Origin of the sequence: Streptomyces sp. NBC_01750, assembly GCF_035918095.1 — a bacterium.
Classification (GTDB): domain Bacteria; phylum Actinomycetota; class Actinomycetes; order Streptomycetales; family Streptomycetaceae; genus Streptomyces.
The window spans coordinates 4,843,582-4,867,698 of sequence record NZ_CP109137.1 but is presented as its reverse complement, the minus strand read 5'-3'; the positions used below and the strand labels follow the sequence as shown (position 1 = coordinate 4,867,698).

Sequence of the window (24,117 nt, the reverse complement as noted above, 5' to 3'; positions counted from 1 at the left end):
GAGGCGCGTCCCGTTTCACGTGAAACAGCACGCACCTCGACGTCATCGCAGGTCAGAGCCTGTCTCGGGACCTAGGTCACGAGTCGGCGAAGGAGGTCAGGCGAGACCGAGTTCGTCGAGGGAGAACGCGTTGACATAGGGAAGCCCTGCCCCGGCGATGGCCGGAGCCGCGCCGCGCTCCACGATGACGGCGACCGCGACGACCTCGCCGCCGGCCTCCCGTACCGCCTCGACGGCGGTCAGCGGGGAACCGCCGGTGGTCGAGACATCCTCGACGACCAGGCAGCGACGGCCCTTGACGTCAGTGCCCTCGATCCGGCGCTGCATACCGTGCGCCTTGCCCGTCTTGCGTACGACAAAGGCGTCGAGCCGCTGCCCGCGCGCCGCCGATGCATGCAGCATCGATGTCGCCACCGGGTCGGCCCCGAGCGTCAGACCGCCCACGCAGTCGTAGTCCAGCTCGGCGGTGGCATCGAGCATCACCTGGCCGACCAGCGGCGCGGCCTCACCGTCCAGCGTGATGCGGCGCAGGTCGATGTACCAGTCGGCCTCAAGACCCGAGGAGAGGGTCACTTTGCCGTGCACCACGGCCTTGTCCTTGATCTGCTGGAGCAGCTCAGCACGTACGTCAGTCATGCCCATGAGCTTAAAGGCGGCGCCAGGTCCAGGTGGTCGCGATCTCCAGCGGTTCGATCGGGGTGACCAGCTGCGGGTGGGTGTTGAGACCGTTCGGCGGGCCCGACTGCGGTTCCACGCAGATGGCCTCGTCCTGCTCGTCGTAGACGACGACCCACTCGGCGCGACTGGTGACCGTGAGCTCCAGCTGCTCCGGCCAGGTGAGCGTGACCGAGACACCGTCGGGCGTCCCGAAGCAGTCGTCCCACGGGCCGGGCAGCGGCGCGATGCGCCGACCGGTCGGCAGATGGTCGGAGCCACGCTCCTCCTGCCACCCGGGCGTGAAGTCGATCCGTGCGTCCTCACCGGTGCCGAGGTTGCGCAGGAACCACGGGTGCCAGCCGGCCTGGGCCGGGAACGACGTCCCGTACGTCTCGACGCCCATGGTGAGGGTCAGCCAGTCCTCGGCCAGCTCGAAGGCCTGAGTGACACGTCCGGTGTACGGCCAGGGGTCGGCGAGGTCGTAGGTGAAGGCCGCCCCGCTCTTGTTCGCGCGGGCGGTGTGCCAGGCGGCGTCGCGGCCCGTGCCGTGGATGGCGTGCGGCGGTGAGTTGAGCGGCAGTTGATGGCGTACATCTCCATTGCTGAACCGGCCGTTCCCGACGCGGCCGCACCAGGGGACCATCGGGAACGAGCCGTACCGCTCACCCTGGCGCAGCACCTCGGTGCCGCCGATGCGCAGGCTCGCGACGCGGCAGCCGTTCTGCGGATGCACGGTCAACTCGACGTCTCCGGCGGCCAGCCGGATGTTCTCTTCGCTGCTACTCACACGACGACAGTACCGGCGACCGGTGGCTACTTGCGGCGCCGCAGCACTCGTCCGACGACGACCGCGGAGGCGAGCGCGAGGGCCGCGGCGGGCGCGAGCCAGCGAAGCGTGGCACCGGCGGTGCCAGCGTCGGGCGCCGGCGTAGGTGCGTAGCGGCCGCGCGGCGGGGCGTGGTCGACCTCTTCGGCGCTGCGCCCGATCATGGTGCGGCGGGCGTGCGCGGCCTCGGCGGGCGGCTCGTCGGGGACGGCGGAGAGCTCCTGCCGCTCCGGCGCTCCGGATGCGCCCGGCACCTCCGATACGTCGGGGACCTCCGACACACCGGAGACCTCTGGCACATCGGGCACGTCGGGCACGTCCGGCGCATCGGGCACGTCCGGCGCATCCGTTGCGCCGAACTGCTCCTCGGCGACCGGGTCGAGCGACGGCGGCGGCACCGGTGCGTCGAACACGGACGGCTTCGCGGTGTCCGCGGAGGCTTCGGTCTCCGCGGAGGCTTCGCCGCCGTCGACCGGCTGTTCCAGCTCTTCCGGTGTCGGCTCCGCCGTCAGTGCGATCCGGTCGGCGAACCGGTCCAGCAGCCGGTGCGCGGCCGATGCCGTCGCCGAGTCGGCCAGCTCCGCCAGCCGTCCCTCCGCGCTGGACGTACCGGTGAAGCTGAGCCTCGTACCGCCGTCGGTAGGTTCGGTACGGATCGTCAGGGTCACCTTGGCCGAGCCGGTGCCGCGTACCTCCACGCCCTCGCCCTCGACCGCGAAGGTGTCGCCCTGCTCGACGATGCGCAGGGTGCCGCGGTAAGTGATCGTGTGCCCGCCGATCCGGATCTTCAGCCGCCCGGAGAGCGGGCCTGCCGACTCGGCCGCGGCCTGCTGGAGCCCGGGGACGCAGCGGGCTACCCGCGCGGGGTCCCGCAGCGCCTGTCGGAGGGTCTCTGCCGGAAGCGGAACGAACACCTCATGCTCCATGGAAGCCGAGCCTACCCAGGCGGGAGCGCCACGTCAGCGTTTCGGTCCGTGTACCGCGCAGTCCGTACTCAGTCTGTGTACCGCGGGTGCACCAACGTCGACGGCGGCAGGGCAGGCAGCCTGGTCCGCTCGGCGGCACGCACCCCCGCCGCGAGCGCGGACGGGCCGAGCGCCCGCAGCCGCGGTACTCCCGTGTCGAGTCCGAGCCGCGGGACCCGGCCCACGGCGGCGAGCAGGAACCCCCAGTCGTGCGGCGCGGCGGCAGTGCCCGTCGCCCGGTCCGGTCCCGCGGCGAAGCCCGAGAACCGGCCGCTCGCGCTGTACGGCCGGGTGCCGAACCCGGCCGCGCGCAGCGTCGCGTCGATCGTCCAGAAGGTGTGCGGACGGGAGACCGGCGTCCCCGCATGGACGACCAGCCGCCCACCGTCCGCGAGGACCCGGGCGGCGAGCCCGTAGAACTCCTGGGAGTACAGCTTTGTGCTGGGAGTGATGCCCGGGTCGGGGAGGTCCGAGATCACCACGTCGTACGTCCCCCGGGGTGCGCGCAGCCAGGAGAAGGCGTCCGCGGTGACGACCCGCACCCGCGGATCCTGATAGGCGTGGGCGTTCAGCGTGAAGAGCGCCGGGTCCGTGCGCGCCAGCCGGACGACGCCGGAATCCAGTTCGACGACGGTCACCGACCGGACATCCGGATAGCGCAGCGCCTCACGCGCCGCCAGCCCGTCGCCGCCGCCCAGGATCAGTACGCGCGCGTGCGGCCCGCGCATCGCCGGGTGGACCAGCGCCTCGTGGTACCGGTACTCGTCGCGCCCGCTGACGCGTAGCCGGCCGTCCAGGAAGAGGTCCGGCGGCCCCGACCGGCCGCCGGTGAGCACGACTTCCTGTACGTCGGTGTGGACGGCGACCCGCACCTGATGCCCGTAGACCGCGCTGCGCGCAGCGCGCTCGAAGTCGTCGACCAGGACCGCCGCGGTCGCAAGCACCGCCAGCACCGTCATATTGGCGACCAGCAGCCACCATCGGGAACGGGCCGTCAGATCGCGGCGGAAGAGCCACAGCACGAGCAGTCCGCCTGCCACGGCGTTGACGGCTCCCGTCAACAGCGCGCCCATGAGCTGCCCCAGCCACGGCAGCAGCAGAAACGGGAAGGCGAGCCCGCCGACGAGGGCGCCCACATAGTCGGCGGCGAACAGATCGGCCACCGTGCCCTCCGCGTCGCGCCTGGAGATGCGCTGGATCAGGGACATCAGCAGCGGGATCTCGGCGCCGATCAGCACGCCGATGGCCAGGGAGAACAGGACCAGCACGAACCGGGACTCGCCGATCCAGGCGAAGAAGGCGTACAGCACCATGGCCGAGCAGCCGCCGATCATGGCCAGCGCGGCCTCCAGCAGACCGAAGCCGACCGCGGCCCGGCACCGCAGCCGCTTGGCGAGCAGCGAGCCGATACCCATCGCGAAGACCATCACCGAAAGGACGACGGATGCCTGGGTGACGGAATCGCCGATCAAGTACGAGGCGAGGGCGACCAGTTCGAGCTCGTACACCAGTCCGCAGGCGGCGCAGACGAAGACCGCGACCAGCACCAGATACCGTCCGGCGTCCGGGCGGACGGGCAGTCGCAGCACGCTCTGGGGCACTGAGGTCGGCTGCTGGTCGATCATGTTGGTAACGCTACGTCGCCGTGCGCGTGCACTGTGTCACCCACAAGAGTGTAACTACAGGGCGGCCGGCATACGGACGCCAACGCGCGTACGGGTGACAACGAGACGACCCTCCTGCGGATAGGCGTGCCAGGTGCGCCACCGCACCTGGCCCTCGATCCGCTGCGCGAGCATCGCGGTGAACGCGTCCGGCGACCCGGGAAAGGTGCCGGCCAGTCCGTTGGGGTGGTCTGCGACCAGCGCGAGCAGCTCCTGCGCACGACCCGCGAACGACCCCTTCGTGAGCGTCTCGACGTGGGCCGCGAACTCGTACTCCCAGTCGCCGAGCCGTTTGGCCACCCCGAGCGGCAGCGGAGTGCTGCTGCCCCGCATACAGGCGACGGTCTCGGAGCAGCTGCCCCGCTCCTCCTCGAGCAGCACTTGATGGGAGGCGCCCAGCAGTCTCAACTGCAGTTTTGCTCCTGAGAGTTCGAGGTCGAGGACGGCCAGGGCAGGGAGCGGCTCCCTTCCCAACGCCCAGGCGAGGTCGTCGGCACTGGTATCGGAATAGGCGGTCTTGAGGGTCGTGAGCATGGGTCGGCTCCGCAAACACGCTTCGACAGGTGGACACGTGGACCGGGGGCGCCCCGAAGGGGGAAGGTCAGAAAGTGGGGGAACGCCTGCTCGGGTCCACATGAGGTCCGAGGGCTGGATGGTTCCAATAGGTTCCAACAGCGAGGGAATCATGAACTGCGCGGCACCCACAGCGCTTTTACCCAACTTGGTTGGGTTTCCATCCCCTCGGGGGCCCTACAGTTCAACTGTTCAACAAAAAGGGTCGACATGGCCGACGCCGCGATCCGCGGAACGACCCGCGCGGCGGCCGACTGGGCATTCAACAAAAAGGCACCCGGCGGGAGTTCACCCGCCGGGTGCCTTCAGTGGTCGCGGACCGGCTGCCCCGTGTCAGCTGCCTCCGCCACCGCATCCACCACCGCCGCAGGACGAGGAACCGCCACAGGACGAGGAACCGCCACAGGACGACGAGCCCCCGTCAGCGCCACCCGCCCACCAGCTGCCACCGCTGCCCCCGGCCCCGCTGCGCCGACGGCCCGTGCCCGTCCTGCCCCGGTTGCCTTTCTTCGCCTTCGCCCTGCCCGCGACGATCACGGCGAACACGAAGACGACCATCAGAATCCCGAAGAAAGCTGCCACTGCTCTCACCGTCCTTCCATCCCCCGAAGCGAGCCCCCCGCGTCTTTGCGTGACCGCTTCTTGTGTGACACGGGGATGCCCCCGGCTGTGAGAACCCAAAGCAGACTTGAGCAAGTCCAGAGCTTCGGCACAGGATGGCGACCATGACTGGACGCGAACCCGGACCACGACCGCTGCTCAACCGCCGACTGGCGGAATTCGGCACGACGATCTTCGCGGAGATGTCGGCGCTGGCCGTACGGACCGGGTCGATCAACCTCGGCCAGGGCTTCCCCGACACGGACGGCCCGAAGGAGATCAGGGAGGCGGCGGTACGGGCGCTGCGCGACGGCCGCGGCAACCAGTACCCGCCGGGTCCCGGGGTCACCGAGCTGCGCACGGCGATCACCGACCACCAGCGGCGGCGCTACGGGCTGTCGTACGACCCCGATACGGAGGTCCTGGTCACGGCGGGCGCGACGGAGGCCATCGCGGCGGCGCTGCTCGCGCTGGTGGAGCCGGGCGACGAGGTCATCGCGCTGGAGCCGTACTACGACTCGTACGCCGCGTGCATCGCGATGGCGGGCGGCACGCGGGTACCGGTGACGCTGCGCCCGCGGGACGGCGCGTACCACCTCGACCTGGACGAACTGCGGGACGCGATCACCGGCCGGACCCGGCTGATCCTGCTCAACACGCCGCACAATCCGACCGGCACGGTGCTCACGCGCGAGGAGCTGGCCGCGATCGCCGCACTCGCCGTCGAGCGTGATCTGCTCGTCGTCACCGACGAGGTGTACGAGCATCTCGCCTTCGACGGCGAGCACGTCCCGATCGCGTCCTTCCCCGGGATGCGCGAACGCACGGTGACGATCTCCTCGGCAGGCAAGACGTTCTCGTTCACCGGCTGGAAGGTCGGCTGGCTCACGGCGTCGCCCGAACTGGTCACCGCGGTCCGCTCGGCGAAGCAGTTCCTGACGTACGTGTCGGCGGGGCCGTTCCAGTACGCGGTGGCCGAGGCGCTGCGGCTGCCGGACGCGTACTTCGAGGAGCTGCGGGACGGCCTGCGGGCCAAGCGGGATCTGCTGAGCGCGGGTCTGGTGGATGCCGGCTTCGAGGTCTACCGCCCGGCGGGCACGTACTTCGTCACCACCGACATCCGGTCCCTGGGCGAGGACGACGGCTTCGCCTTCTGCAGGTCGCTGCCGGAGCGGTGCGGGGTCGTCGCCATCCCGAACGCGGTCTTCTACGACCACCGCGACCAGGGCGCTCCGTTCGTCCGATTCGCGTTCTGCAAGCGGGAGTCGGTGCTCCAGGAGGCGGTGACCCGCCTCAAGGGGCTCGCTAGCGGCTGAGCGGCCCGCTGTCACGGGTGACACGCGCATCTTCAGCCGACCGGGTAGGAACCGGCTCCGTCTGCTGCGCAGCACTCGCGCGCGCGCCCCGGGCAGCACAAGGTCGGGTTGACCGACCCCCTGTGCGCGCCCGGAGGTGCACCCTGTCCGCCGACACTCTCGACACCACAGCGGCGGCGGGTGCCAGGCCCGTCTCCCGCCGGCGCGCCGCGATGCTGAGGGCAGTCCCCGCGCTGGGTCTGTTCGCGGTGGCGCGGCTGGCCGGGCTGCTGGTGATGGCCGGCTGGGCCTGGCACATCGGGCGCTCGCCCCGGATGCTGCTGGCCCGTACCTGGGACTCCGACTGGTACATGCTGATCGCCGAGCACGGCTACGGCCGCATCCTGAGCTGGCCGGACGGCTCGGTCCAGAGCGATCTGGCGTTCTTCCCGCTCTACCCGGGGCTGCTGCGCGCGGTGACGACCGTGCTGCCCGTGACCAGCGGCACCGCCGGGCTGCTGCTCTCCTGGTCCGCGGCCGCGGCCGCGGCCCTGGGCATCTACGCGGTCGTCGAGCGGCTGCACGGACGGCGCGTCGCGACCACGGCGGTCCTGCTCTGGGGCCTGCTTCCGCACTCGATCGTGCTCTCCATGGCGTACACGGAGCCGGTGCTCACCGCCTTCGCCGCCTGGTCGCTGTACGCGCTGCTCACCCGCCGCTGGGTGTGGGCGGGCACGCTGGCGACACTCGCCGGGCTCTCCAGGCCCAACGGGATCGCGGTGGCCGCGGCGGTGCTCGCGGTGGCGGTGTACGAGGTGTCCAAGGCGTACCGGCGGGGCGGGCGCCCGGGGTGGCGGATCTGGACGGGCGCGGCCGTGGCGCCGCTCGGCTGGTGCGGCTATGTGCTCTTCGTCGGCTTCCGTACGGGCGACCCGCTGCGCGGGTACTTCGCCGTGCAGCGCGGCTGGAACTCACGCTTCGACTTCGGGATCGGAGCGCTGAAGGTGGTGCGCGACATCGTGCTGCGCCCGGCGATGTTCCCTCCCGTGCTGTCGCTGCTGGTCGTCGCGGCGGCGGTGCTGCTGTTCGTGCTCTTCGCGCTGGAGCGGCCGCCGTTGGCGGTATTCGTCTACACCCTCGTGCTGGTGCTGATCACGGTCGGAGGCTCCGGCTTCTTCGAGTCCAAGCCGCGTTTTCTGCTGCCGGCCTTTCCGCTGCTGCTGCCGGTGGCCCGCGCCATGACAAAAGCCCGGCCGAGGGCGGCGGTCGTGGTGACCGTCGCGCTGGCCGGGCTGTCGTTCGCCTACGGGACGTATCTGGTGACACTGTCCCCGCTGGCGCCGTAGCCGGTGCTGCCGGGGCCGCTCAGGCGTCGTCGGCGGGCTTCTCGTCGGCTGCCTTCTCGTCCGCCGGCTCCAGGCCGAGCTGCTCCACGAGCCACTTGTCGAACTCGATCGAGGCCCGGACCCAGCTGACCGTCGACGACACGAAGTGCTCCAGGCTGACGCCCATGCCGATCAGCATCTGTGTCTCGCCGATGAGGCGGACCGTGCTGGGGGCGTCCTCCTCCTCGTCGTGGATGTGCGTGTAGACCTTCGGCCACAGGGTGCGACGGTTCCAGTCGTCGATCGCGTCGAGGAGCTTGGGCTTGTCCTCGAGGGCGTGCGGACGGTCGTAGAAGGTCCGCACCGAGAAGACCTGCTGGTCCTCCTCGCCTCGGAACATGAAGTACGTGCGGAATTCCTCCCACGGCGCGGCGAGGTCGCCCTCGTCGTCGACGACGTACTTGAGCTCCATCTGATCGAGGAGCTGCTTGACCAGGTCCTGATCGGGAACGACGGGGCCCGCCGGTCCTGCGGCCTGCGGCTGGGGCTGGCCCCCGAAATTAGGAATCGAGGACGGATCGATGGTCACCGTGTATTTCCCTTCGTACGGTTCCCGCCATCCTCTCCCATGCCCGGCGGGGCATGGCAACCCCCGACTCGCCCGATCCGCTGCGGGCTGACATTTCCGGCCGGGCCTTTCCCCTGCCGGCGCCTTCCCGTGCCCCCGATGAGGGGATACGCGGTGGCGTGGGGTCGCGGGCCCCACGGCGGGCCGGGGCCTGTCCCCCATGGGGGACAGAGCGGGCGCGGGGAGACGCGCCCCGCACCGCGTCAGCCCCGCCCTGCCCTGCCCTGCCCGCGATCAGGCCGCTCCCACGCTGCCCACGATCAAGCCGCTCCCGCCTTGCCCACGATCAGCCCGTTCTCGAAGCGGTCCACCCGGACCGTGTCGCCGTCCGTGACCTCGCCCGCGAGGATCTCCTTCGCGAGACGGTCGCCGATCGCCGTCTGCACCAGACGGCGCAGCGGCCGTGCCCCGTACGCCGGGTCGTTGCCCTCGTCCGCCAGCCAATCGAGCGCCGCCGGGGTGACCTCCAGCGTGAGCCTGCGCTCGGCGAGGCGCTGCGCGAGGCGGTCGATCTGGAGCTTCGCGATGTGCGCGAGCTCATCGCGGGACAGCGCCGAGAAGACCACCAGATCGTCCAGCCGGTTCAGGAACTCCGGCTTGAAGGAAGCCCGGACCACCTCCAGGACCTGCTCCCGCTTCTCCTCCTCCGAGGTGAGCGGCTCGACCAGGTACTGGCTGCCGAGGTTCGACGTCAGGACCAGGATCGTGTTGCGGAAATCCACCGTGCGGCCCTGTCCGTCCGTCAGCCGGCCGTCGTCGAGGACCTGGAGCAGGATGTCGAAGACCTCGGGATGCGCCTTCTCCACCTCGTCGAGCAGCACGACGGAGTACGGACGCCGCCGCACGGCCTCGGTGAGCTGGCCGCCCTCCTCGTAGCCGACGTACCCCGGAGGCGCACCGACCAGCCGGGCCACGGAGTGCTTCTCCCCGTACTCGCTCATGTCGATGCGGACCATCGCCCGCTCGTCGTCGAACAGGAAGTCCGCGAGGGCCTTCGCCAGCTCGGTCTTGCCGACGCCGGTGGGGCCGAGGAAGAGGAACGAGCCGGTCGGCCGGTCCGGGTCGGCGATCCCGGCCCGGGTACGCCGGACCGCGTCGGAGACCGCCCGCACCGCCTCGATCTGACCGATCAGCCGCCTGCCCAGCTCCTGCTCCATGCGCAGCAGCTTCTGCGTCTCGCCCTCGAGCAGCCGACCGGCCGGGATCCCGGTCCAGGAGCCGACCACATCCGCGATGTCGTCCGGGCCGACCTCCTCCTTGACCATGGTGTCCTTGGCCGCTTCCTGCTCGGCCTCCGCCGCCTCCTCCAACTCTCGTTCCACGCCCGGGATTTCCCCGTACAGCAGCTTGGAAGCGGTGTCGAAGTCGCCGTCGCGCTGGGCCCGCTCGGCCTGACCGCGCAGCTCGTCGAGCCTCTCCTTCAGCCCACCGACACGGTTGAGACCCTCCTTCTCCTTCTCCCAGCGCGCGGTGAGGCCGCGCAGTTCCTCCTCCTTGTCGGCGAGGTCGCGGCGCAGCTTCTCCAGGCGCTGCTTGGAGCCCGGGTCGGTCTCGTTCTTGAGAGCGAGCTCTTCCATCTTCAACCGGTCGACGGAGCGCTGGAGTTCATCGATCTCGACGGGCGAGGAGTCGATCTCCATACGGAGCCGGGAGGCGGCCTCGTCGACCAGGTCGATGGCCTTGTCCGGCAGGAAACGCGAGGTGATGTACCGGTCCGAGAGCGTCGCGGCGGCGACCAGTGCCGAGTCCGCGATCTGCACCTTGTGGTGAGCCTCGTACCGGCCCTTGAGCCCGCGCAGGATCGCGATCGTGTCCTCCACGGACGGCTCGGCGACCAGCACCTGCTGGAACCGCCGCTCCAGCGCGGGGTCCTTCTCGATCCGCTCCCGGTACTCGTCGAGCGTCGTCGCGCCGACCATGCGCAGCTCGCCGCGCGCCAGCATCGGTTTGAGCATGTTGCCCGCGTCCATCGAGGAGTCGCCGCCCGCGCCGGCGCCCACGACGGTGTGCAGTTCGTCGATGAAGGTGATGATCTGGCCGTCGCTCTGCTTGATCTCGGAGAGGACGGTCTTCAGCCGCTCCTCGAACTCACCGCGGTACTTCGCGCCCGCAACCATCGCGCTGAGGTCCAGCGAGACCAGCCGCTTGTTCCTGAGCGACTCGGGCACATCGCCCTTCACGATCCGCTGGGCGAGACCTTCGACGACGGCGGTCTTGCCGACGCCGGGCTCGCCGATGAGGACGGGGTTGTTCTTCGTACGCCGCGAGAGCACCTGCACCACGCGGCGGATCTCCTGGTCCCGGCCGATGACCGGGTCGAGCTTGCCCTCACGGGCCGCGGCGGTGAAGTCCGTACCGAACTTCTCCAGCGCCTTGTACTGCCCCTCGGGGTCGGCTGTGGTCACCCTGCGCCCTCCCCTCGCCGTCTCGAACGCGGCCAGCAGCTTCTTCGCCGTGGCCCCCTGCTGGTCCAGCACCTCCCCGGTCTGGCCGCCCCTGGCGGCGATACCGATGAGGAGATGTTCGGTGGAGATGTAGTCGTCCCCGAGCTCCTTGGCCCGCTGTGCGGCGTCGGCGATGACGGCGAGCAGCTCCCTGTTGGGCTGCGGCGGCGCGACGGTGGACCCGGTCACGCTGGGCTGCGCGGCCAGCAGCCGCTCCGCCCCGGACCGCACGGCTGCCTGGTCGGCTTCGGCCGCGGCCAGCAGATCGGTGATGTTCTCGTTGTCCTGGCCCGCGAGCAGCGCGAGCAGCAGATGCGTGGGGGTCAGATCGGGGTGCCCCTCGGACACGGCCCGGGTGGTGGCGGCGTTGATCGCATCCCGGCTCTTGTTGGTCAGCTCGGCGTCCACTGCGGTCTCTCCTCCTCGCTCAAGGGCTCTTCCGTCAACACTGACTCATTCAACCTGCACAAAGTTGAGTCTACTTCACTCAAGCAGGGAGCAGGCGGTGCCGACGCGACCGGTTGCCGTCACAATTACCCTGCAGAGCATGGCCATCGACGTACGCAACCCAGGTCCCGAATACCTCGCGTTCTGGCGTGAATACCATCTGTGCACGCTCACCACACAGCGTCCGGACGGCAGCCCGCACGTCGTCCCGGTGGGCGTGACATACGACCCCGAGGCCGGGCTCGCCCGCATCATCACCAACAAGAGCAGCACGAAGGTGGCCAACATCCTGGCCGCCGACCGCCAGGGCGGGGCGCGCGTGGCCGTCTGTCAGGTCCACCGGGGGCGCTGGGCGACGCTGGAGGGGCTGGCGACCGTACGCACGGAGCCGGAGCTCATCGAGGACGCGGTACGGCGCTACGCGGAGCGCTACGAGCGCATGCCGGCACCCAACCCGGACCGGGTGCTCATCGAAATCGCCCTGGACCGGGCGATGGGACGCGGCTGACGGACTCGGCCGAAGCCGGCCGTCCCGCTTCCGCACGGGACACAGCTCCGTACGGGAAATGCACAGCGGCGCCATCGTGTTTCAGGTCCACGATGGCGCCGCTGTGTGGGGGAAGCACCTGAGCGATTTACAACGACGGGGGAACCGCTCAGGCACTGCGGGGGGTGGCGGTGGTGGTGTCGGGCTCGACCAGCTGGTGGTCCCGCTGGTCGAGATTGACGAAAATCATGCCGTACCGGATGGCACAGCGGACGGGCTGTGGAGCTCCACGGGGCCTGCGAAGGCACCGATACGCGCGGACGTCCTCGTCCTCCTCGCGCGCCACGACTATCGGCTCTCCGAAGAGGGTGACCATCAACGAGTCGCCACGGTGGGGGATTGCCGTGACGAGGTCGATGAAATGCCACCCCGATCGGTAGGCCGTAGCCATTTCACGCCGGAAGACCCGGTCGTCCGGTGGAACGGTCATGCGTCCGTGCGGGCCGGAGCGACACCCCAGGAAGGCTCACCAGGAGTACCCGCGGCATCTGCCGGCGCCACACCCCAGGAAGGCTCACCAGGAGTACGCACCGCGTCTGCCGCGACGACACCCCAGGAGGGCTCACCGGGCGTTGCTGCCACAGCGTCCGCGGGAGCGAAGCCCCACGAAGGTTCGCCAGGGGCTGCCGTCACCGCGCCGGCGGGAGAGCTACCCCAGGAGGGCTCGCCGGAAGCCACCGCACCGAGCGCGGCCGCCGCTATGGCAAGAGCACAAAGAGCACGAAGCGTCCTAGACATGGGTGATCTCCACCTCTTTTGATCATTCCTCCTCCCCCGCGCATAAGACGATGTCTCACTCCGAACGCTTGCACCAGCGACGGCAGGCATCATGTTCCTGTAATGCAGGAGCCTGAGGGGGTGCATATGTCATCGAAGGAGGGCGAAACGGGACACCCTCACGCAGACGGCGAGCTGTGCGAAGCGGGGAAGGTTCTCTACATCACCGCTCTGCGGACCGGGCGAATAGCCCGGTCAGAGGCGGAACCCACACCCTGCCTCTTCGATCTCGCCCTGCTGCATCCGGATCCCGACGACGCTCAGTGGCTCCGTCCGGTTCCACCGACCACTGCGCTGACACAGCTGATACACCCCATCGAGCGGGAGATCCAAGAGCGCCGACGGCGAACTGTCGCTCTGACCGACGCACTTGAGCCATTCATGGCGTTCAGTGCTCAGAACTCCACCGTCCCACAGGGGATCACCGTCCTCGAGGGTCTCAACCGCATCAACACAACCCTTGACCAGGTCACCGCAGAGTGTTCGGAGGAGCTCCTCACGGTGCAGCCCGGCAGCGGGCGGCAGCCGCACATCCTGGAGAAGGCTCTGCGCCGCGTGGAGCCGCTGATCGACCGCGGCGTACGGATGCGGACGCTCTACCAGCACACGGCCCGCCACCACCCGGCCACGCTCTCCTACATGGAGCAGGTCGGCCCGTCCGGCGTGGAGGTGCGCACGCTCGAGGAGATCATCGACCGGCTGATCATTGTCGACCGGAAAGTAGCGTTCATACCGGCAAGTAGCGACAGGCTCTCGGCACTTGAGCTACGGCACAAGGGAATCGTCGAGTATCTCGTCGGCGTCTTCGAGCAGTTCTGGCTGCACGGCATCCCGTGGGAGGAGCAGGTCTCCTACGGCCCCCCGCTGGACGGCATCACAGGCGTCCAGCGCTCGATCGCCAAGCTGCTGGTCGAGGGCCATGTGGACGAGGCCATCGCCCGGCGGCTCGGCATGAACGTCCGTACCTGCCGTGCCCATATCGCCAAGCTGGGCTCCGCGCTGGGCAGCGGCAGCCGGACCCAACTCGGCTATCTCATCGCGCAGTCGGGGATTCTGGAGCACGAGGGCTGAGGCCCGGGACAGCGGGGTGGCCGGCGGGACCGTTTGCATTGGGAACGCCACAGGACGCGAGAAGGGAACGTAAGAAGCTGGCGTCCCGTCACATGTTTCACACGGCTGAGGGGCCGGAGAGCGACTCGCTCTCCGGCCCCTCAGCCGCACAACTGCGGTCCTGCTCGGGACACGACTCCGGTGCTACTCGGGACGCTTGGGCCGCCAGACCACCAGCGCGCTCGCCTGCTGCACATCCTGGTACGGCACCAGATCGCGCCGGTAGGAGGCATGCACCTGCGCCTCGCGCTGCTGCATCGCCGCCGCCGCGCCGTCCACGGCCGCAGACAGCTCCACCACCCGCTGCTGGAGCGCCGCCACCTGGTTCTCCAGTTCGATGATGCGCTTGATCCCGGCCAGGTTGATGCCCTCGTTCTGCGACAACTGCTGGACGGTGCGAAGCAGTTCGATGTCGCGGGCGGAGTAGCGCCGGCCCCGGCCTGCCGTACGGTCCGGCGAGACCAGACCCAGCCGGTCGTACTGCCGCAGGGTCTGCGGATGCAGACCCGAGAGCTGCGCCGCCACCGAGATCACGTACACCGGCGACTCGTCGGTCAGTTCGTAAGCCCTGCTGACAGCTGAATACTGTCGGCGACGTCCGTCCATTGCCTCATGCTCCCTTCGCGGCCTGGAACAGCTCGGCCCGCGGGTCCTCCTCCGCGGTGGCTTCGCGGTAGGCCTCCAGCGCTTCCTTCGCCTTGTCGCTCAGCTCCTTGGGGACCGCGACCTCGACGGTGACCAGCAGGTCGCCGCGGGTGCCGTCCTTGCGGACCGCACCCTTGCCGCGGGCACGCATCGTACGACCGTTGGGCGTCCCTGCGGGCAGTTTCAGCGTGACCGGGGGACCGCCGAGGGTCGGCACCTTCACCTCGCCGCCGAGGGCCGCCTCCACGTAGCTGACGGGCACGGTGACCGTGAGGTTGTCGCCCTTGCGGCCGAAGACGGAGTGGGCACCGACATGCACGACGACGTACAGGTCGCCGGCCGGGCCGCCTCGTTCGCCCGGTGCGCCCTTGCCGCGCAGCCGGATCCGCTGGCCGTCGGAGACGCCCGCGGGGATACGGACCTGCATGGTGCGCGAGGAGCGGGCGCGCCCACTGCCCTTGCAGACGTCGCAGGGGTCCTGTGCGATCAGGCCGCGGCCCTTGCAGTCCACGCACGGGTCGGTGAGCGAGAAGGAGCCGCTGCCGCCGCGCGAGACCTGGCCGGTGCCGACACAGGTCGGGCACACCCGAGGCGTACCGTTTCTGTCGCCGGTGCCCGAACACGCCTTGCACGCCGCCGAACTGGACATCCGCAGCGGGACCGTGGCCCCGTCCACCGCCTCGGTGAAGCTGAGCGTCACCTCGGACTCGATGTCCTGGCCACGGCGCGGCTGGGTACGCGTACCCGTGCCGGCGGCGCCACGGTTGAACAGGCCGCCGAACACATCGCCGAGACCGCCACCGAAGCCTCCGGCGCCACTCTGCGTCCCGCCCTGTGCGCCTCCGAAGAGGTCGCCCAGGTCGAAGTTGAAAGTGCCGCCGGGGCCGCCGGGACCCGGCCGGAAGCCACCGTTGCCGAAGAGGGCGCGCGCCTCGTCGTACTCCTTGCGCCGCTTGGGGTCGCCGAGGATGTCGTTGGCCTCGGAGATCTCCTTGAAACGACCCTCGGCCTTGGCGTCGCCCTTGTTGGCGTCCGGGTGGAACTCGCGGGCGAGCTTCCGGTACGCCTTCTTGATCTCGGCCTCGGTGGCATCCTTCGGGACGCCGAGAACCTTGTAGTAGTCCTTCTCGACGAAGTCCTTCGTACTCATCGACGTCCCTCCTCTCGGATGATCATTGCGTCAGCCCTCTTCCGGGCCACCGCTCTCCTCGTCGGTCGCCGTCTCGTCCTTCGGGGCCGCGCCCGGCTGGGGCTCGGCCACCGCGACCCGCGCGGGGCGGATGGTCCGCTCGCCGATGCGATACCCCGGCTGCAGGACCGCGACGCACGTGGTCTCCGCGACATCCGGTGCGTACGAGTGCATCAGGGCTTCGTGGATCGTCGGGTCGAAGGGCTCACCCTCCTTGCCGAACTGCTGCAGGCCCATCTTGGCGGCGGCCGTCTCGAGGGATTCGGCAACCGACTTGAACCCGCCCACCAGCTCCCCGTGATCACGGGCGCGACCGATGTCGTCGAGTACGGGCAGGAGCTCGGTCAGGAGGGACGCCGTGGCGATCTCCTTGACCGTGATCCTGTCGCGCTCCACGCGACGGCGGTAGTTCTGGTACTCGGCCTGGAGCCGCTGGAGGTCTGCCGTGCGCTCGTTGAGCGCCGTGCGGACCTGGTCCAGCTGTGCCGTCAGGCCGACGATCATTGCTGCGTCCCCTGCCGGGGCCGCCGGGCCCTCCTTCTCGGAGGACTCGGCGGATTCGGCGGCGTCGTCAGGTGTGGCGCCGGAGGGGACGTCAGGCTTCTCGTCGAAGCCCGGAGTCTCCTCGGTCACGCCGCACCACCCTTGGCGTCCTTCTCGTCGTCCACGATCTCGGCGTCCACGACATCGTCCTCAGCCTTGGCCTGCTCACCGGCGGGCGCATCGGCGCCGGGAGCGCCGCCCTCGGGCGCGGCGTTGGCGTACATCGCCTGGCCGAGCTTCTGGCTGACCGCGGCGACCTTCTCGGTGGCCGTACGGATCTCGGCCGTGTCCTCGCCCTTGAGCTTCTCCTTCAGCTCGGTGAGCGCGGTCTCGACCTCGGTCTTCACATCACCGGGAACCTTGTCCTCGTTGTCCTTGAGGAACTTCTCGGTCTGGTAGACGAGCTGCTCGCCCTGGTTACGGCTCTCGGCGGCCTCGCGGCGACGGTGGTCCTCGTCCGCGTACTGCTCGGCCTCCTGGCGCATCCGGTCGACCTCGTCCTTCGGCAGCGAGGAGCCGCCGGTGACGGTCATCTTCTGCTCCTTGCCCGTGCCCAGGTCCTTCGCGGTCACGTGCATGATGCCGTTGGCGTCGATGTCGAAGGCGACCTCGATCTGCGGGACCCCGCGCGGGGCCGGCGGCAGACCGGTCAGCTCGAACATCCCGAGCTTCTTGTTGTACGCCGCGATCTCGCGCTCGCCCTGGTAGACCTGGATCTGCACGGACGGCTGGTTGTCCTCGGCCGTCGTGAAGATCTCGGACCGCTTGGTCGGGATCGTGGTGTTGCGCTCGATGAGCTTGGTCATGATGCCGCCCTTGGTCTCGATACCGAGGGACAGCGGGGTCACGTCGAGGAGCAGGACATCCTTGACCTCACCCTTGAGGACACCGGCCTGGAGCGCGGCGCCGATGGCGACGACCTCGTCCGGGTTCACACCCTTGTTGGCGTCCTGGCCGCCGGTGAGCTCCTTGACGAGCTCGGCGACGGCGGGCATCCGGGTCGAGCCGCCGACCAGGACCACGTGGTCGATCTCGGACAGCTGGATGCCGGCGTCCTTGATGACGTTGTGGAACGGGGTCTTGCAGCGGTCGAGCAGGTCCGCGGTGAGCTGCTGGAACTGAGCCCGGGTGAGCTTCTCGTCCAGGTGCAGCGGGCCCTCGGCGGAGGCCGTGATGTACGGGAGGTTGATGTTCGTCTCGGTCGAGGACGACAGCTCGATCTTCGCCTTCTCCGCGGCCTCGCGGAGACGCTGGAGAGCCATCTTGTCCTTGGCCAGGTCGACGCCGTGACCGTTGGCGAACTGCTTCACCAGGTAGTCGACGACGCGCTGGTCCCAGTCGTCACCACCGAGGTGGTTGTCACCGTTGGTCGCCTTCACCTCGACGACTCCGTCGCCGATCTCCAGCAGCGAGACGTCGAAGGTGCCGCCACCGAGGTCGAAGACCAGGATGGTCTGGTCGTCCTTGTCGAGGCCGTAGGCCAGCGCGGCCGCGGTCGGCTCGTTGACGATGCGCAGGACGTTCAGGCCCGCGATCTCACCGGCCTCCTTGGTCGCCTGACGCTCGGAGTCGTTGAAGTACGCCGGTACGGTGATGACCGCGTCGGTGACCTTCTCTCCGAGGTAGGACTCCGCGTCGCGCTTCAGCTTCTGCAGGATGAAGGCACTCATCTGCTGCGGGTTGAAGTGCTTCCCGTCGAGCTCGATCTTCCAGTCGGTGCCCATGTGGCGCTTGACCGACCGGATGGTCCTGTCGACGTTCGTGACTGCCTGACGCTTCGCAACCTCGCCGACCAGCACCTCACCGTTCTTCGCGAAGGCGACGACGGACGGCGTGGTCCTGGCACCCTCGGCGTTGGTGATGACGGTGGGCTCTCCGCCCTCCAGAACGCTGACGACGGAGTTAGTCGTGCCCAGGTCGATGCCGACCGCACGTGCCATTTCAATTCCTCCAGCTGACTTGAGTGGATCTGGCTCAAGGATGCATGACCGGGTCCTACGAGTCAACAGACATGAGTCTGCCCCACTCAAGTTTTATCCGGCACTTACGTGCACCCTTGCCGACTCCTGCGCCCATCCCGCCCCCAAGGGCCCACGCGCGTGGCGCACGGGTTTCGCACAGCGCTCATCTGCGAGAGTCAAAGCCGAAAAAATCGGTTAATAACTGTCAATCGTGATGAAAGGCGTGTACCCATGCCTGCAAAGCGAGCCGTCGATCTGACGGGCAGTCTGATCCTGCTGCTGCTCCTGTCCCCGGTACTGCTCGCGGTCACCGCGGCGGTCGCGCTCACCTCTCCGGGGCCCGTACTGACCCGCCAGGACAGGGCCGGTCTCGGCGGCCGCACCTTTGCAATGCTGACGTTCCGTACGCGACGGGCCGGCACCCGCTGCAGCACACCCGTCGGACGGGCGCTGCGCGACCATTTCCTCGACGAGCTGCCCCAGCTGATCAATGTGGCGCGCGGCGAGATGTCGCTGGTCGGCCCCCGGCCGCTGCCGCCGGAGAACTCCGGGCCCGCCACCGGAGCCGGCCGCGCCCGGCTCGGCGTACGCCCCGGCATCACCGGCCTCTGGCAGATCAGCGGACGCTCCGAACTCCCCTGGGAGGAGATGGCCGTGCTCGATCTGCACTACATGGAGGAGTATTGGCTGGGACTGGACCTGCTGATCCTGGCCCGGACCCTCCCGGCCGCTTTCACCGGGCTCGCTCCGGTCCGTCCTCGCCGGGCCCGCCCGGTCAGGCTTGCCTGAGCGACACAGATCACCGCGTGCGCGGCTACAGTGCGGCGCAATAAGTGGGTACTCTCAGCAACGGACTGATTAAGTTACCGCTTAGTAGAAGTCGCCGAATCCCACCCTCGCAGGCCCGAGGAGCCCCCAAATGCAACTCGCCGCGATCATCGTGTCGCTGGTCCTGACCGTGGTCGGCGTTGCGCTCATCGCCCGAGCCGTCGCGCAGATCTACCGGTTCGTCAGGCTCGGCCAGGCCGTGCCCGCGGGCAGCCGTACCGACAATCCCAAGCAGCGCACGATCACCCTGGTCAAGGAGTTCCTCGGCCACACCCGGATGAACCGGTGGGGGATCGTGGGCTTCGCCCACTGGTTTGTCGCGATCGGCTTCCTCACCCTGCCGCCGACGCTGGCGCAGGCATACGGACAGCTCTTCCAGGCGGACTGGACGCTGCCGGTCATCGGCGGCTTCCTGCCGTTCGAGATGTACATCGAGTTCATCGGCCTGATGACGGTCGTCGGCATCGTCGTGCTGATGGCGATCCGGCTGCTGAACCTGCCCTCGCGGGCGGGCCGCAAGTCGCGCTTCGCCGGCTCCAAGGCCTGGCAGGCGTACTTCGTCGAGTACGTCATCCTCACCATCGGTCTCGCGATCCTCGCCCTGCGCGGGCTCGAGGGCGCGATCCACCATGTCGAGGGCTACGAGGCCGCTTACTTCGTCTCGTATCCGCTGGTCCTCGCCTTCAAGGGGCTCAGCCTCGGGGCGCTCCAGAACCTCATCTACTTCACCGCGATGATCAAGATCGGCACCTCGCTGATCTGGATGATCACGGTCTCGCTCAACACCAACATGGGTGTCGCCTGGCACCGCTTCCTCGGCTTCCCGAACATCTGGTTCAAGCGGAACGCCGACGGCTCGACCGCGCTCGGCGCGCTCCTGCCGATGACGAGCGGCGGCAAGGAGATCGACTTCGAGGACCCGGGCGAGGACGACGTCTTCGGCGTATCCCAGGTGGAGCAGTTCTCCTGGAAGGGCATCCTCGACTTCTCCACGTGTACGGAGTGCGGCCGCTGCCAGTCGCAGTGCCCCGCCTGGAACACCGGAAAGCCCCTCTCTCCGAAGCTCCTGATCATGTCGCTGCGCGATCACGCGCACGCCAAGGCCCCGTATCTGCTGGCCGGCGGCGGCAAGACGATGGAGGGCGAGGAGAAGGCTTCGGCCGAGGCACTCAAGGACGTGCCGGCGGCGGCCCTCGCCGAGGCCGAGCGTCCGCTGATCGGGACGCTCGAGGAGAACGGCGTCATCGACCCGGACGTGCTCTGGTCCTGCACCACCTGCGGTGCGTGCGTGGAGCAGTGCCCGGTCGATATCGAGCACATCGACCACATCGTCGACATGCGCCGCTACCAGGTGATGATCGAGTCCGCGTTCCCGTCCGAGGCGGGCACGATGCTCAAGAACCTGGAGAAGAAGGGCAACCCCTGGGGTCTTGCGAAGAAGCAGCGCGTCGAGTGGACCAAGGAGGTCGACTTCGAGGTCCCGATCGTCGGCAAGGACGTCGAGGACCTGTCCGAAGTCGACTATCTGTACTGGGTCGGCTGCGCGGGCGCCCTGGAGGACCGGGCGAAGAAGACCACCAAGGCCTTCGCCGAGCTCCTGCACATCGCGGGCGTGAAGTTCGCGATCATGGGCGGCGACGAGAAGTGCACGGGTGACTCGGCCCGGCGCCTGGGCAACGAGCCGCTGTTCCAGCAGCTCGGCCAGGAGAACGTGGCCATGCTGAACATGGCGTACGGCGAGGACGACGAGGACCCCTCGACGAAGAAGCCCAAGTCGTCGAAGAAGATCGTCGCGACCTGCCCGCACTGCTTCAACACGATCGCGAACGAGTACCCGCAGCTGGGCGGCGAGTTCGAGGTCATCCACCACACGCAGCTGCTCCAGCACCTCATCGACGAGGGCAAGCTGATTCCGGTGACGCCGGTCGAGGGTCTGATCACGTACCACGACCCCTGCTACCTGGGCCGTCACAACAAGGTCTACACGCCGCCGCGCGAGATCATCGCGAAGGTGCCGGGCCTGCGGAACGAGGAGATGCACCGCCACAAGGAACGCGGCTTCTGCTGCGGCGCCGGTGGTGCCCGGATGTGGATGGAGGAGCGGATCGGCAAGCGCATCAACACCGAGCGTGTTGATGAGGCCCTTTCGCTGAACCCGGACATCGTCTCCACCGCCTGCCCGTTCTGCCTGGTCATGCTCACGGACTCGGTGAACGGCAAGAAGAACGAAGGCAAGGCGAAGGAATCGCTCCAGGTCGTGGACGTGGCGCAGCTGCTGCTCGACTCGGTGCGCACGCCTCCGGCCGACCCGGCTGCCTCCGAGGAGTCCAAGGACGCGCCGGAGCCCGAGCCGGTGAAGTAGGGCCGGTGAAGTAGTCCGTACGCAACACGGGAGCGGCCGGATCTGCCTCGGGGCAGATCCGGCCGCTCCTGTGTGTGCACTCCCCCGGCGGAGATCGGCGGATCTGCGGGTCGTCCGTCGTGTGGTGCTCCCAGGGTGATCCGCTGTCTGGTTTATCGCGTCTGTCGCTCTTTGCCATGGCGACGTCCATGACATTACGGATGGGATGTTTGCACCATCCACCGGGAATGCAACAACCCTGGCATTCAGGCAGAGCGCGCTCCGGTGAACCCACTCATTTTCCACAATGGACTGCATTCCACACCCGCCCCACTACGCACCGTATAACCATCGGCCTGCGATCACGACGGATCCATTGCCCTGCCGCGACAGCCGAACGAGCATCGTGGGGCGACTGAGCACAGAAGAGACGGACGGGGTGGGTCGTGCGGATACAAACGGCGGCAGCAGCGGCAATGAGCGCCGCCTGCTTCTGCGCACTGCTGCTGGCGGGCTGCACGAGCAGCCCCGGGCCCGACCGGCCCGCCGCCAAGAACGGCGACACCGCCCCGCTCGCCGGGCGGGGAGCCACCCCGCGCCTCCCCGTCCCCCGCGGCTCCGGCAGCAGCGTCCCCGAGGACTTCAACGGCGACGGACATCGCGATCTCGTGCTGAACGACCTGGTGAAGGCCGCCGACGACAGCCACGGCGACGACGCGGGCATCGGTGTCGTCTACGGCACCGCCGCCGTGCGCCGCCTGGACCCCGCCCGCCGCCAGATCCTCACCCCGCGAGCCAACGCCGCACCCGTCGACGGCACCCTCCCGGCCGCCTTCGACGCCGAGGCCTCCTGCGACCTCGACAAGGACGGCTTCGCGGACCTGATCGTCGCCACGGACCCGCCGTACAACGGCATCGGCCGACCGCCCGTACCGCTCCAGCTCCTCTTCGGCTCCCCCACCGGCCTCGGCGGCAAGGCTGCCGTCCTCCGCATCCCCGACGAGGCGAGATACGGCAACGACTGGCCCGACCACCCCGTCTGCGGCGACTTCGACGGCGACGGCAGCACCGACCTGGCGGTCACCGCCTCGGCGGGCCGCGTCAGCTTCCTGCGCGGCCCCTTCACCCGCGCCGGCGCGCCGCGCGCCGCCACGGCGCCTGTCCCGGGCGGCGGGCCGGCGCTCTCGGCACCGGCACCCGAGGCGGACACCAATGACGACGGCTACGACGACCTGGTGGTCTCGGCCCGCGTCCCCGGGCCGGGCGCGGCGGCCAAGGGCAAGCTGCTGCTCGGCAGCCCCGACGGCCCCGGTCGCGCGGGCGGCACGTACCGCACCGAGCCGGTACAGCTCCCGCCCGGGCCCGGGCTTCCGTCCGGCGAGTCGAGCCCCGCGACCGACGTCCTCGTGTATGCGGACTTCGACGGCGACAAGCGCCCGGACGTGGTGACACGTACGCACCGCGGTGAGCACGCGGACGTCGTGGCCCTGTATCCGGCGGCGGAGCGGACGCGCGCGCTGGTGACCTTCAGTACGTCGGTCTTCCTGCCCTGACCACCTGCAACCTGCCTGCCGCACTCCGGCCCAGTACCCGCCCGTGCGTACGCCCGCCGTACGCGCATCGAATGCCCATCGAATGCCCGGCTGAGGGCACTCCGGCAGACCCCCGGACTTTCCCCTAGGGGATGTCACAGCTCCGCAGCAAAGGGCCGCTTGTTCCCCTGGGTGGAGTACCTCACTCTCCGGGACCAGGTACGTTCGAATACGTGGCTGGATTCAGGATCGGACGCGGCCGGGACAACCGCACCTCGCAGCAGCAACCGCAGCAGGCACCGCCGCCGCCCTACCGGGGCGGAGGCGGCCGTGCGGCGCCGCCGTATGCGCAGCAGCAGCAACCGCCGCAGTGGCCCCAGGCCGGCGGCGGTCACCAACAGCAGCGGCCTCAGGGCCCGTACGGCGAACCGGAGTACTTCGGCGACCCGTACCAGCAGCCCCCGCACGGTGACCCGTACGCCAACAACCCTGGCCACACCCAGGCGTTCAGCGTCAACGAGGACCCGTACGGCGACGGCGCGACCTACCGCGCGGGCGCGGCCGCCGCCGCCCCGGCCGGCCCGCGTCTGCACTGGAAGCAGCTGCTGAGCGGCATCGTGCTGCGCCCGGGACCGACGTTCTGGCAGATGCGCGACTACCCGGTGTGGGGCCCCGCGCTGATCGTGACGTTCCTCTACGGACTGCTCGCGATCTTCGGCTTCGACAAGGCCCGCGAGGAGACGATCAACGCGACGATCTCCTCGGCCATTCCGTACGTACTGACGACGGCGGTCGCATTCGTCATCGGCGGCCTGATCCTGGGCGCGGTGACCCACACCCTGGCCCGTCAGCTCGGCGGCGACGGCGCCTGGCAGCCGACGGTCGGCCTCTCCATGCTGATCATGTCGATCACGGACGCCCCGCGCCTGATCTTCGCCCTCTTCCTGGGCGGTGAGAACTCCCTGGTCCAGGGGCTGGGCTGGGCGACGTGGCTGGCTGCGGGAGCGCTGTTCACGTCGATGGTGAGCAAGTCACACGATCTGCCGTGGCCAAAGGCGCTGGGCGCGTCGGCGATCCAGCTGATCGCCCTGCTGTCGATCATCAAGCTGGGCACGATCTAGGACTGCCCAGAACCTGGGACTGCGCAGGACGCGAGGAGGCCCCCGGAGCCATCCGGGGGCCTCTTCCATGTCCGTACCGAGGGACTGCTCGTCACCGTT

Annotated in this window: 20 protein-coding genes; 8 read left to right on the top strand and 12 right to left on the bottom strand. The window is 69.1% G+C overall.

Annotation, left to right across the window (positions count from 1 at the left end; translation table 11 throughout):
- Window positions 1–96: 96 nt before the first annotated feature.
- From pyrE to OG966_RS21970, 5 genes are all read right to left on the bottom strand, one after another.
- Window positions 97–636 carry an orotate phosphoribosyltransferase gene (pyrE, locus tag OG966_RS21990; protein ID WP_326651477.1) on the bottom strand — a complete coding sequence of 180 codons (540 nt, stop codon included), beginning with the start codon at window positions 634–636 and terminating at the stop codon, window positions 97–99.
- 10 nt (window positions 637–646) lie between these two features.
- Window positions 647–1,444: an aldose epimerase family protein gene (locus OG966_RS21985; RefSeq protein ID WP_326651475.1), complete on the bottom strand. Its 798-nt coding sequence runs from the start codon at window positions 1,442–1,444 to the stop codon at window positions 647–649.
- 26 nt (window positions 1,445–1,470) lie between these two features.
- Window positions 1,471–2,409, bottom strand: a complete 939-nt coding sequence (locus OG966_RS21980; RefSeq protein WP_326651473.1) for an SRPBCC domain-containing protein — start codon at window positions 2,407–2,409, stop codon at window positions 1,471–1,473.
- A gap of 68 nt (window positions 2,410–2,477) precedes the next feature.
- Entirely contained in the window at window positions 2,478–4,073 is a 1,596-nt protein-coding gene (locus OG966_RS21975; RefSeq protein ID WP_326651472.1) for a polyamine aminopropyltransferase, read from the bottom strand.
- Window positions 4,074–4,127: 54 nt separating this feature from the next.
- Window positions 4,128–4,646 carry a DUF2617 family protein gene (locus OG966_RS21970; protein WP_326651471.1) on the bottom strand — a complete coding sequence of 173 codons (519 nt, stop codon included), beginning with the start codon at window positions 4,644–4,646 and terminating at the stop codon, window positions 4,128–4,130.
- 755 nt (window positions 4,647–5,401) lie between these two features.
- Here OG966_RS21970 and OG966_RS21965 point away from each other — a divergent pair.
- Both OG966_RS21965 and OG966_RS21960 read left to right on the top strand, forming a co-directional pair.
- Window positions 5,402–6,601 carry a pyridoxal phosphate-dependent aminotransferase gene (locus OG966_RS21965; RefSeq protein WP_442806739.1) on the top strand — a complete coding sequence of 400 codons (1,200 nt, stop codon included), beginning with the start codon at window positions 5,402–5,404 and terminating at the stop codon, window positions 6,599–6,601.
- Between the two features lie 212 nt (window positions 6,602–6,813).
- Window positions 6,814–7,926, top strand: a complete 1,113-nt coding sequence (locus OG966_RS21960; RefSeq protein WP_326655316.1) for a glycosyltransferase family 39 protein — start codon at window positions 6,814–6,816, stop codon at window positions 7,924–7,926.
- 19 nt (window positions 7,927–7,945) lie between these two features.
- On the opposite strand, the gene OG966_RS21955 is transcribed toward OG966_RS21960, so the two are convergent.
- Complete coding sequence (locus OG966_RS21955) at window positions 7,946–8,494, bottom strand: YbjN domain-containing protein (RefSeq protein WP_326651469.1); 549 nt, start codon at window positions 8,492–8,494, stop codon at window positions 7,946–7,948.
- Between the two features lie 299 nt (window positions 8,495–8,793).
- Window positions 8,794–11,385 carry an ATP-dependent chaperone ClpB gene (gene clpB / locus OG966_RS21950; protein ID WP_326651468.1) on the bottom strand — a complete coding sequence of 864 codons (2,592 nt, stop codon included), beginning with the start codon at window positions 11,383–11,385 and terminating at the stop codon, window positions 8,794–8,796.
- 139 nt (window positions 11,386–11,524) lie between these two features.
- Between clpB and OG966_RS21945 the strand changes: the two genes are divergently transcribed.
- A complete protein-coding gene (locus OG966_RS21945) occupies window positions 11,525–11,932 on the top strand; it encodes a pyridoxamine 5'-phosphate oxidase family protein (RefSeq protein ID WP_326651467.1) in 408 nt (135 codons plus the stop codon).
- A 148-nt stretch (window positions 11,933–12,080) separates the two neighbouring features.
- On the opposite strand, the gene OG966_RS21940 is transcribed toward OG966_RS21945, so the two are convergent.
- Window positions 12,081–12,401, bottom strand: a complete 321-nt coding sequence (locus OG966_RS21940; RefSeq protein ID WP_142214562.1) for a (2Fe-2S)-binding protein — start codon at window positions 12,399–12,401, stop codon at window positions 12,081–12,083.
- A 434-nt stretch (window positions 12,402–12,835) separates the two neighbouring features.
- Between OG966_RS21940 and OG966_RS21935 the strand changes: the two genes are divergently transcribed.
- Complete coding sequence (locus tag OG966_RS21935) at window positions 12,836–13,819, top strand: helix-turn-helix transcriptional regulator (RefSeq protein WP_326651464.1); 984 nt, start codon at window positions 12,836–12,838, stop codon at window positions 13,817–13,819.
- 183 nt (window positions 13,820–14,002) lie between these two features.
- Here the strand turns inward: OG966_RS21935 and OG966_RS21930 are convergent, their stop codons facing one another.
- Genes OG966_RS21930 through dnaK form a run of 4 tightly spaced genes read right to left on the bottom strand, consistent with a single transcriptional unit; the run spans window position 14,003 to window position 18,175 of the window.
- Window positions 14,003–14,464 carry a heat shock protein transcriptional repressor HspR gene (locus OG966_RS21930; protein WP_326651462.1) on the bottom strand — a complete coding sequence of 154 codons (462 nt, stop codon included), beginning with the start codon at window positions 14,462–14,464 and terminating at the stop codon, window positions 14,003–14,005.
- A gap of 4 nt (window positions 14,465–14,468) precedes the next feature.
- Window positions 14,469–15,653 (bottom strand): molecular chaperone DnaJ, encoded by a 1,185-nt coding sequence (gene dnaJ / locus OG966_RS21925; protein WP_326651461.1) that lies wholly within the window; start codon window positions 15,651–15,653, stop codon window positions 14,469–14,471.
- A gap of 30 nt (window positions 15,654–15,683) precedes the next feature.
- Window positions 15,684–16,325, bottom strand: coding sequence for a nucleotide exchange factor GrpE (grpE, locus tag OG966_RS21920; protein WP_326651460.1), 642 nt, complete (start codon window positions 16,323–16,325; stop codon window positions 15,684–15,686).
- Window positions 16,322–18,175, bottom strand: coding sequence for a molecular chaperone DnaK (dnaK, locus tag OG966_RS21915; RefSeq protein WP_326651459.1), 1,854 nt, complete (start codon window positions 18,173–18,175; stop codon window positions 16,322–16,324). The genes grpE and dnaK overlap by 4 nt, the downstream gene beginning before the upstream one ends.
- A gap of 252 nt (window positions 18,176–18,427) precedes the next feature.
- On the opposite strand from dnaK, the gene OG966_RS21910 reads away from it, so the two are divergent.
- The 4 genes from OG966_RS21910 to OG966_RS21895 all read left to right on the top strand — a co-directional run bounded on the left by OG966_RS21910 (window position 18,428) and on the right by OG966_RS21895 (window position 24,018).
- Complete coding sequence (locus OG966_RS21910) at window positions 18,428–18,985, top strand: sugar transferase (protein WP_326651458.1); 558 nt, start codon at window positions 18,428–18,430, stop codon at window positions 18,983–18,985.
- Window positions 18,986–19,115: 130 nt separating this feature from the next.
- Entirely contained in the window at window positions 19,116–21,386 is a 2,271-nt protein-coding gene (locus OG966_RS21905; protein WP_326651457.1) for a (Fe-S)-binding protein, read from the top strand.
- 455 nt (window positions 21,387–21,841) lie between these two features.
- Window positions 21,842–22,918 carry an FG-GAP repeat domain-containing protein gene (locus OG966_RS21900; RefSeq protein ID WP_326651456.1) on the top strand — a complete coding sequence of 359 codons (1,077 nt, stop codon included), beginning with the start codon at window positions 21,842–21,844 and terminating at the stop codon, window positions 22,916–22,918.
- Between the two features lie 212 nt (window positions 22,919–23,130).
- Window positions 23,131–24,018, top strand: a complete 888-nt coding sequence (locus OG966_RS21895; protein WP_326651455.1) for a Yip1 family protein — start codon at window positions 23,131–23,133, stop codon at window positions 24,016–24,018.
- Window positions 24,019–24,117: the final 99 nt, after the last annotated feature.

Excerpts from the sequence above, each read along its gene's own strand:
- pyrE (WP_326651477.1), bottom strand. The coding sequence starts at position 636 with ATGACTGACGTACGTGCTGAGCTGCTCCAGCAGATCAAGGACAAGGCC.
- OG966_RS21965 (WP_442806739.1), top strand. The coding sequence starts at position 5,402 with ATGGCGACCATGACTGGACGCGAACCCGGACCACGACCGCTGCTCAAC.
- OG966_RS21980 (WP_326651473.1), bottom strand. The coding sequence starts at position 2,409 with ATGGAGCATGAGGTGTTCGTTCCGCTTCCGGCAGAGACCCTCCGACAG.
- OG966_RS21975 (WP_326651472.1), bottom strand. The coding sequence starts at position 4,073 with ATGATCGACCAGCAGCCGACCTCAGTGCCCCAGAGCGTGCTGCGACTG.
- OG966_RS21905 (WP_326651457.1), top strand. The coding sequence starts at position 19,116 with ATGCAACTCGCCGCGATCATCGTGTCGCTGGTCCTGACCGTGGTCGGC.
- dnaK (WP_326651459.1), bottom strand. The coding sequence starts at position 18,175 with ATGGCACGTGCGGTCGGCATCGACCTGGGCACGACTAACTCCGTCGTC.
- OG966_RS21970 (WP_326651471.1), bottom strand. The coding sequence starts at position 4,646 with ATGCTCACGACCCTCAAGACCGCCTATTCCGATACCAGTGCCGACGAC.
- OG966_RS21945 (WP_326651467.1), top strand. The coding sequence starts at position 11,525 with ATGGCCATCGACGTACGCAACCCAGGTCCCGAATACCTCGCGTTCTGG.
- OG966_RS21930 (WP_326651462.1), bottom strand. The coding sequence starts at position 14,464 with ATGGACGGACGTCGCCGACAGTATTCAGCTGTCAGCAGGGCTTACGAA.
- OG966_RS21940 (WP_142214562.1), bottom strand. The coding sequence starts at position 12,401 with ATGACCGTTCCACCGGACGACCGGGTCTTCCGGCGTGAAATGGCTACG.
- OG966_RS21960 (WP_326655316.1), top strand. The coding sequence starts at position 6,814 with ATGCTGAGGGCAGTCCCCGCGCTGGGTCTGTTCGCGGTGGCGCGGCTG.
- OG966_RS21900 (WP_326651456.1), top strand. The coding sequence starts at position 21,842 with ATGAGCGCCGCCTGCTTCTGCGCACTGCTGCTGGCGGGCTGCACGAGC.
- OG966_RS21910 (WP_326651458.1), top strand. The coding sequence starts at position 18,428 with ATGCCTGCAAAGCGAGCCGTCGATCTGACGGGCAGTCTGATCCTGCTG.
- dnaJ (WP_326651461.1), bottom strand. The coding sequence starts at position 15,653 with ATGAGTACGAAGGACTTCGTCGAGAAGGACTACTACAAGGTTCTCGGC.
- OG966_RS21935 (WP_326651464.1), top strand. The coding sequence starts at position 12,836 with ATGTCATCGAAGGAGGGCGAAACGGGACACCCTCACGCAGACGGCGAG.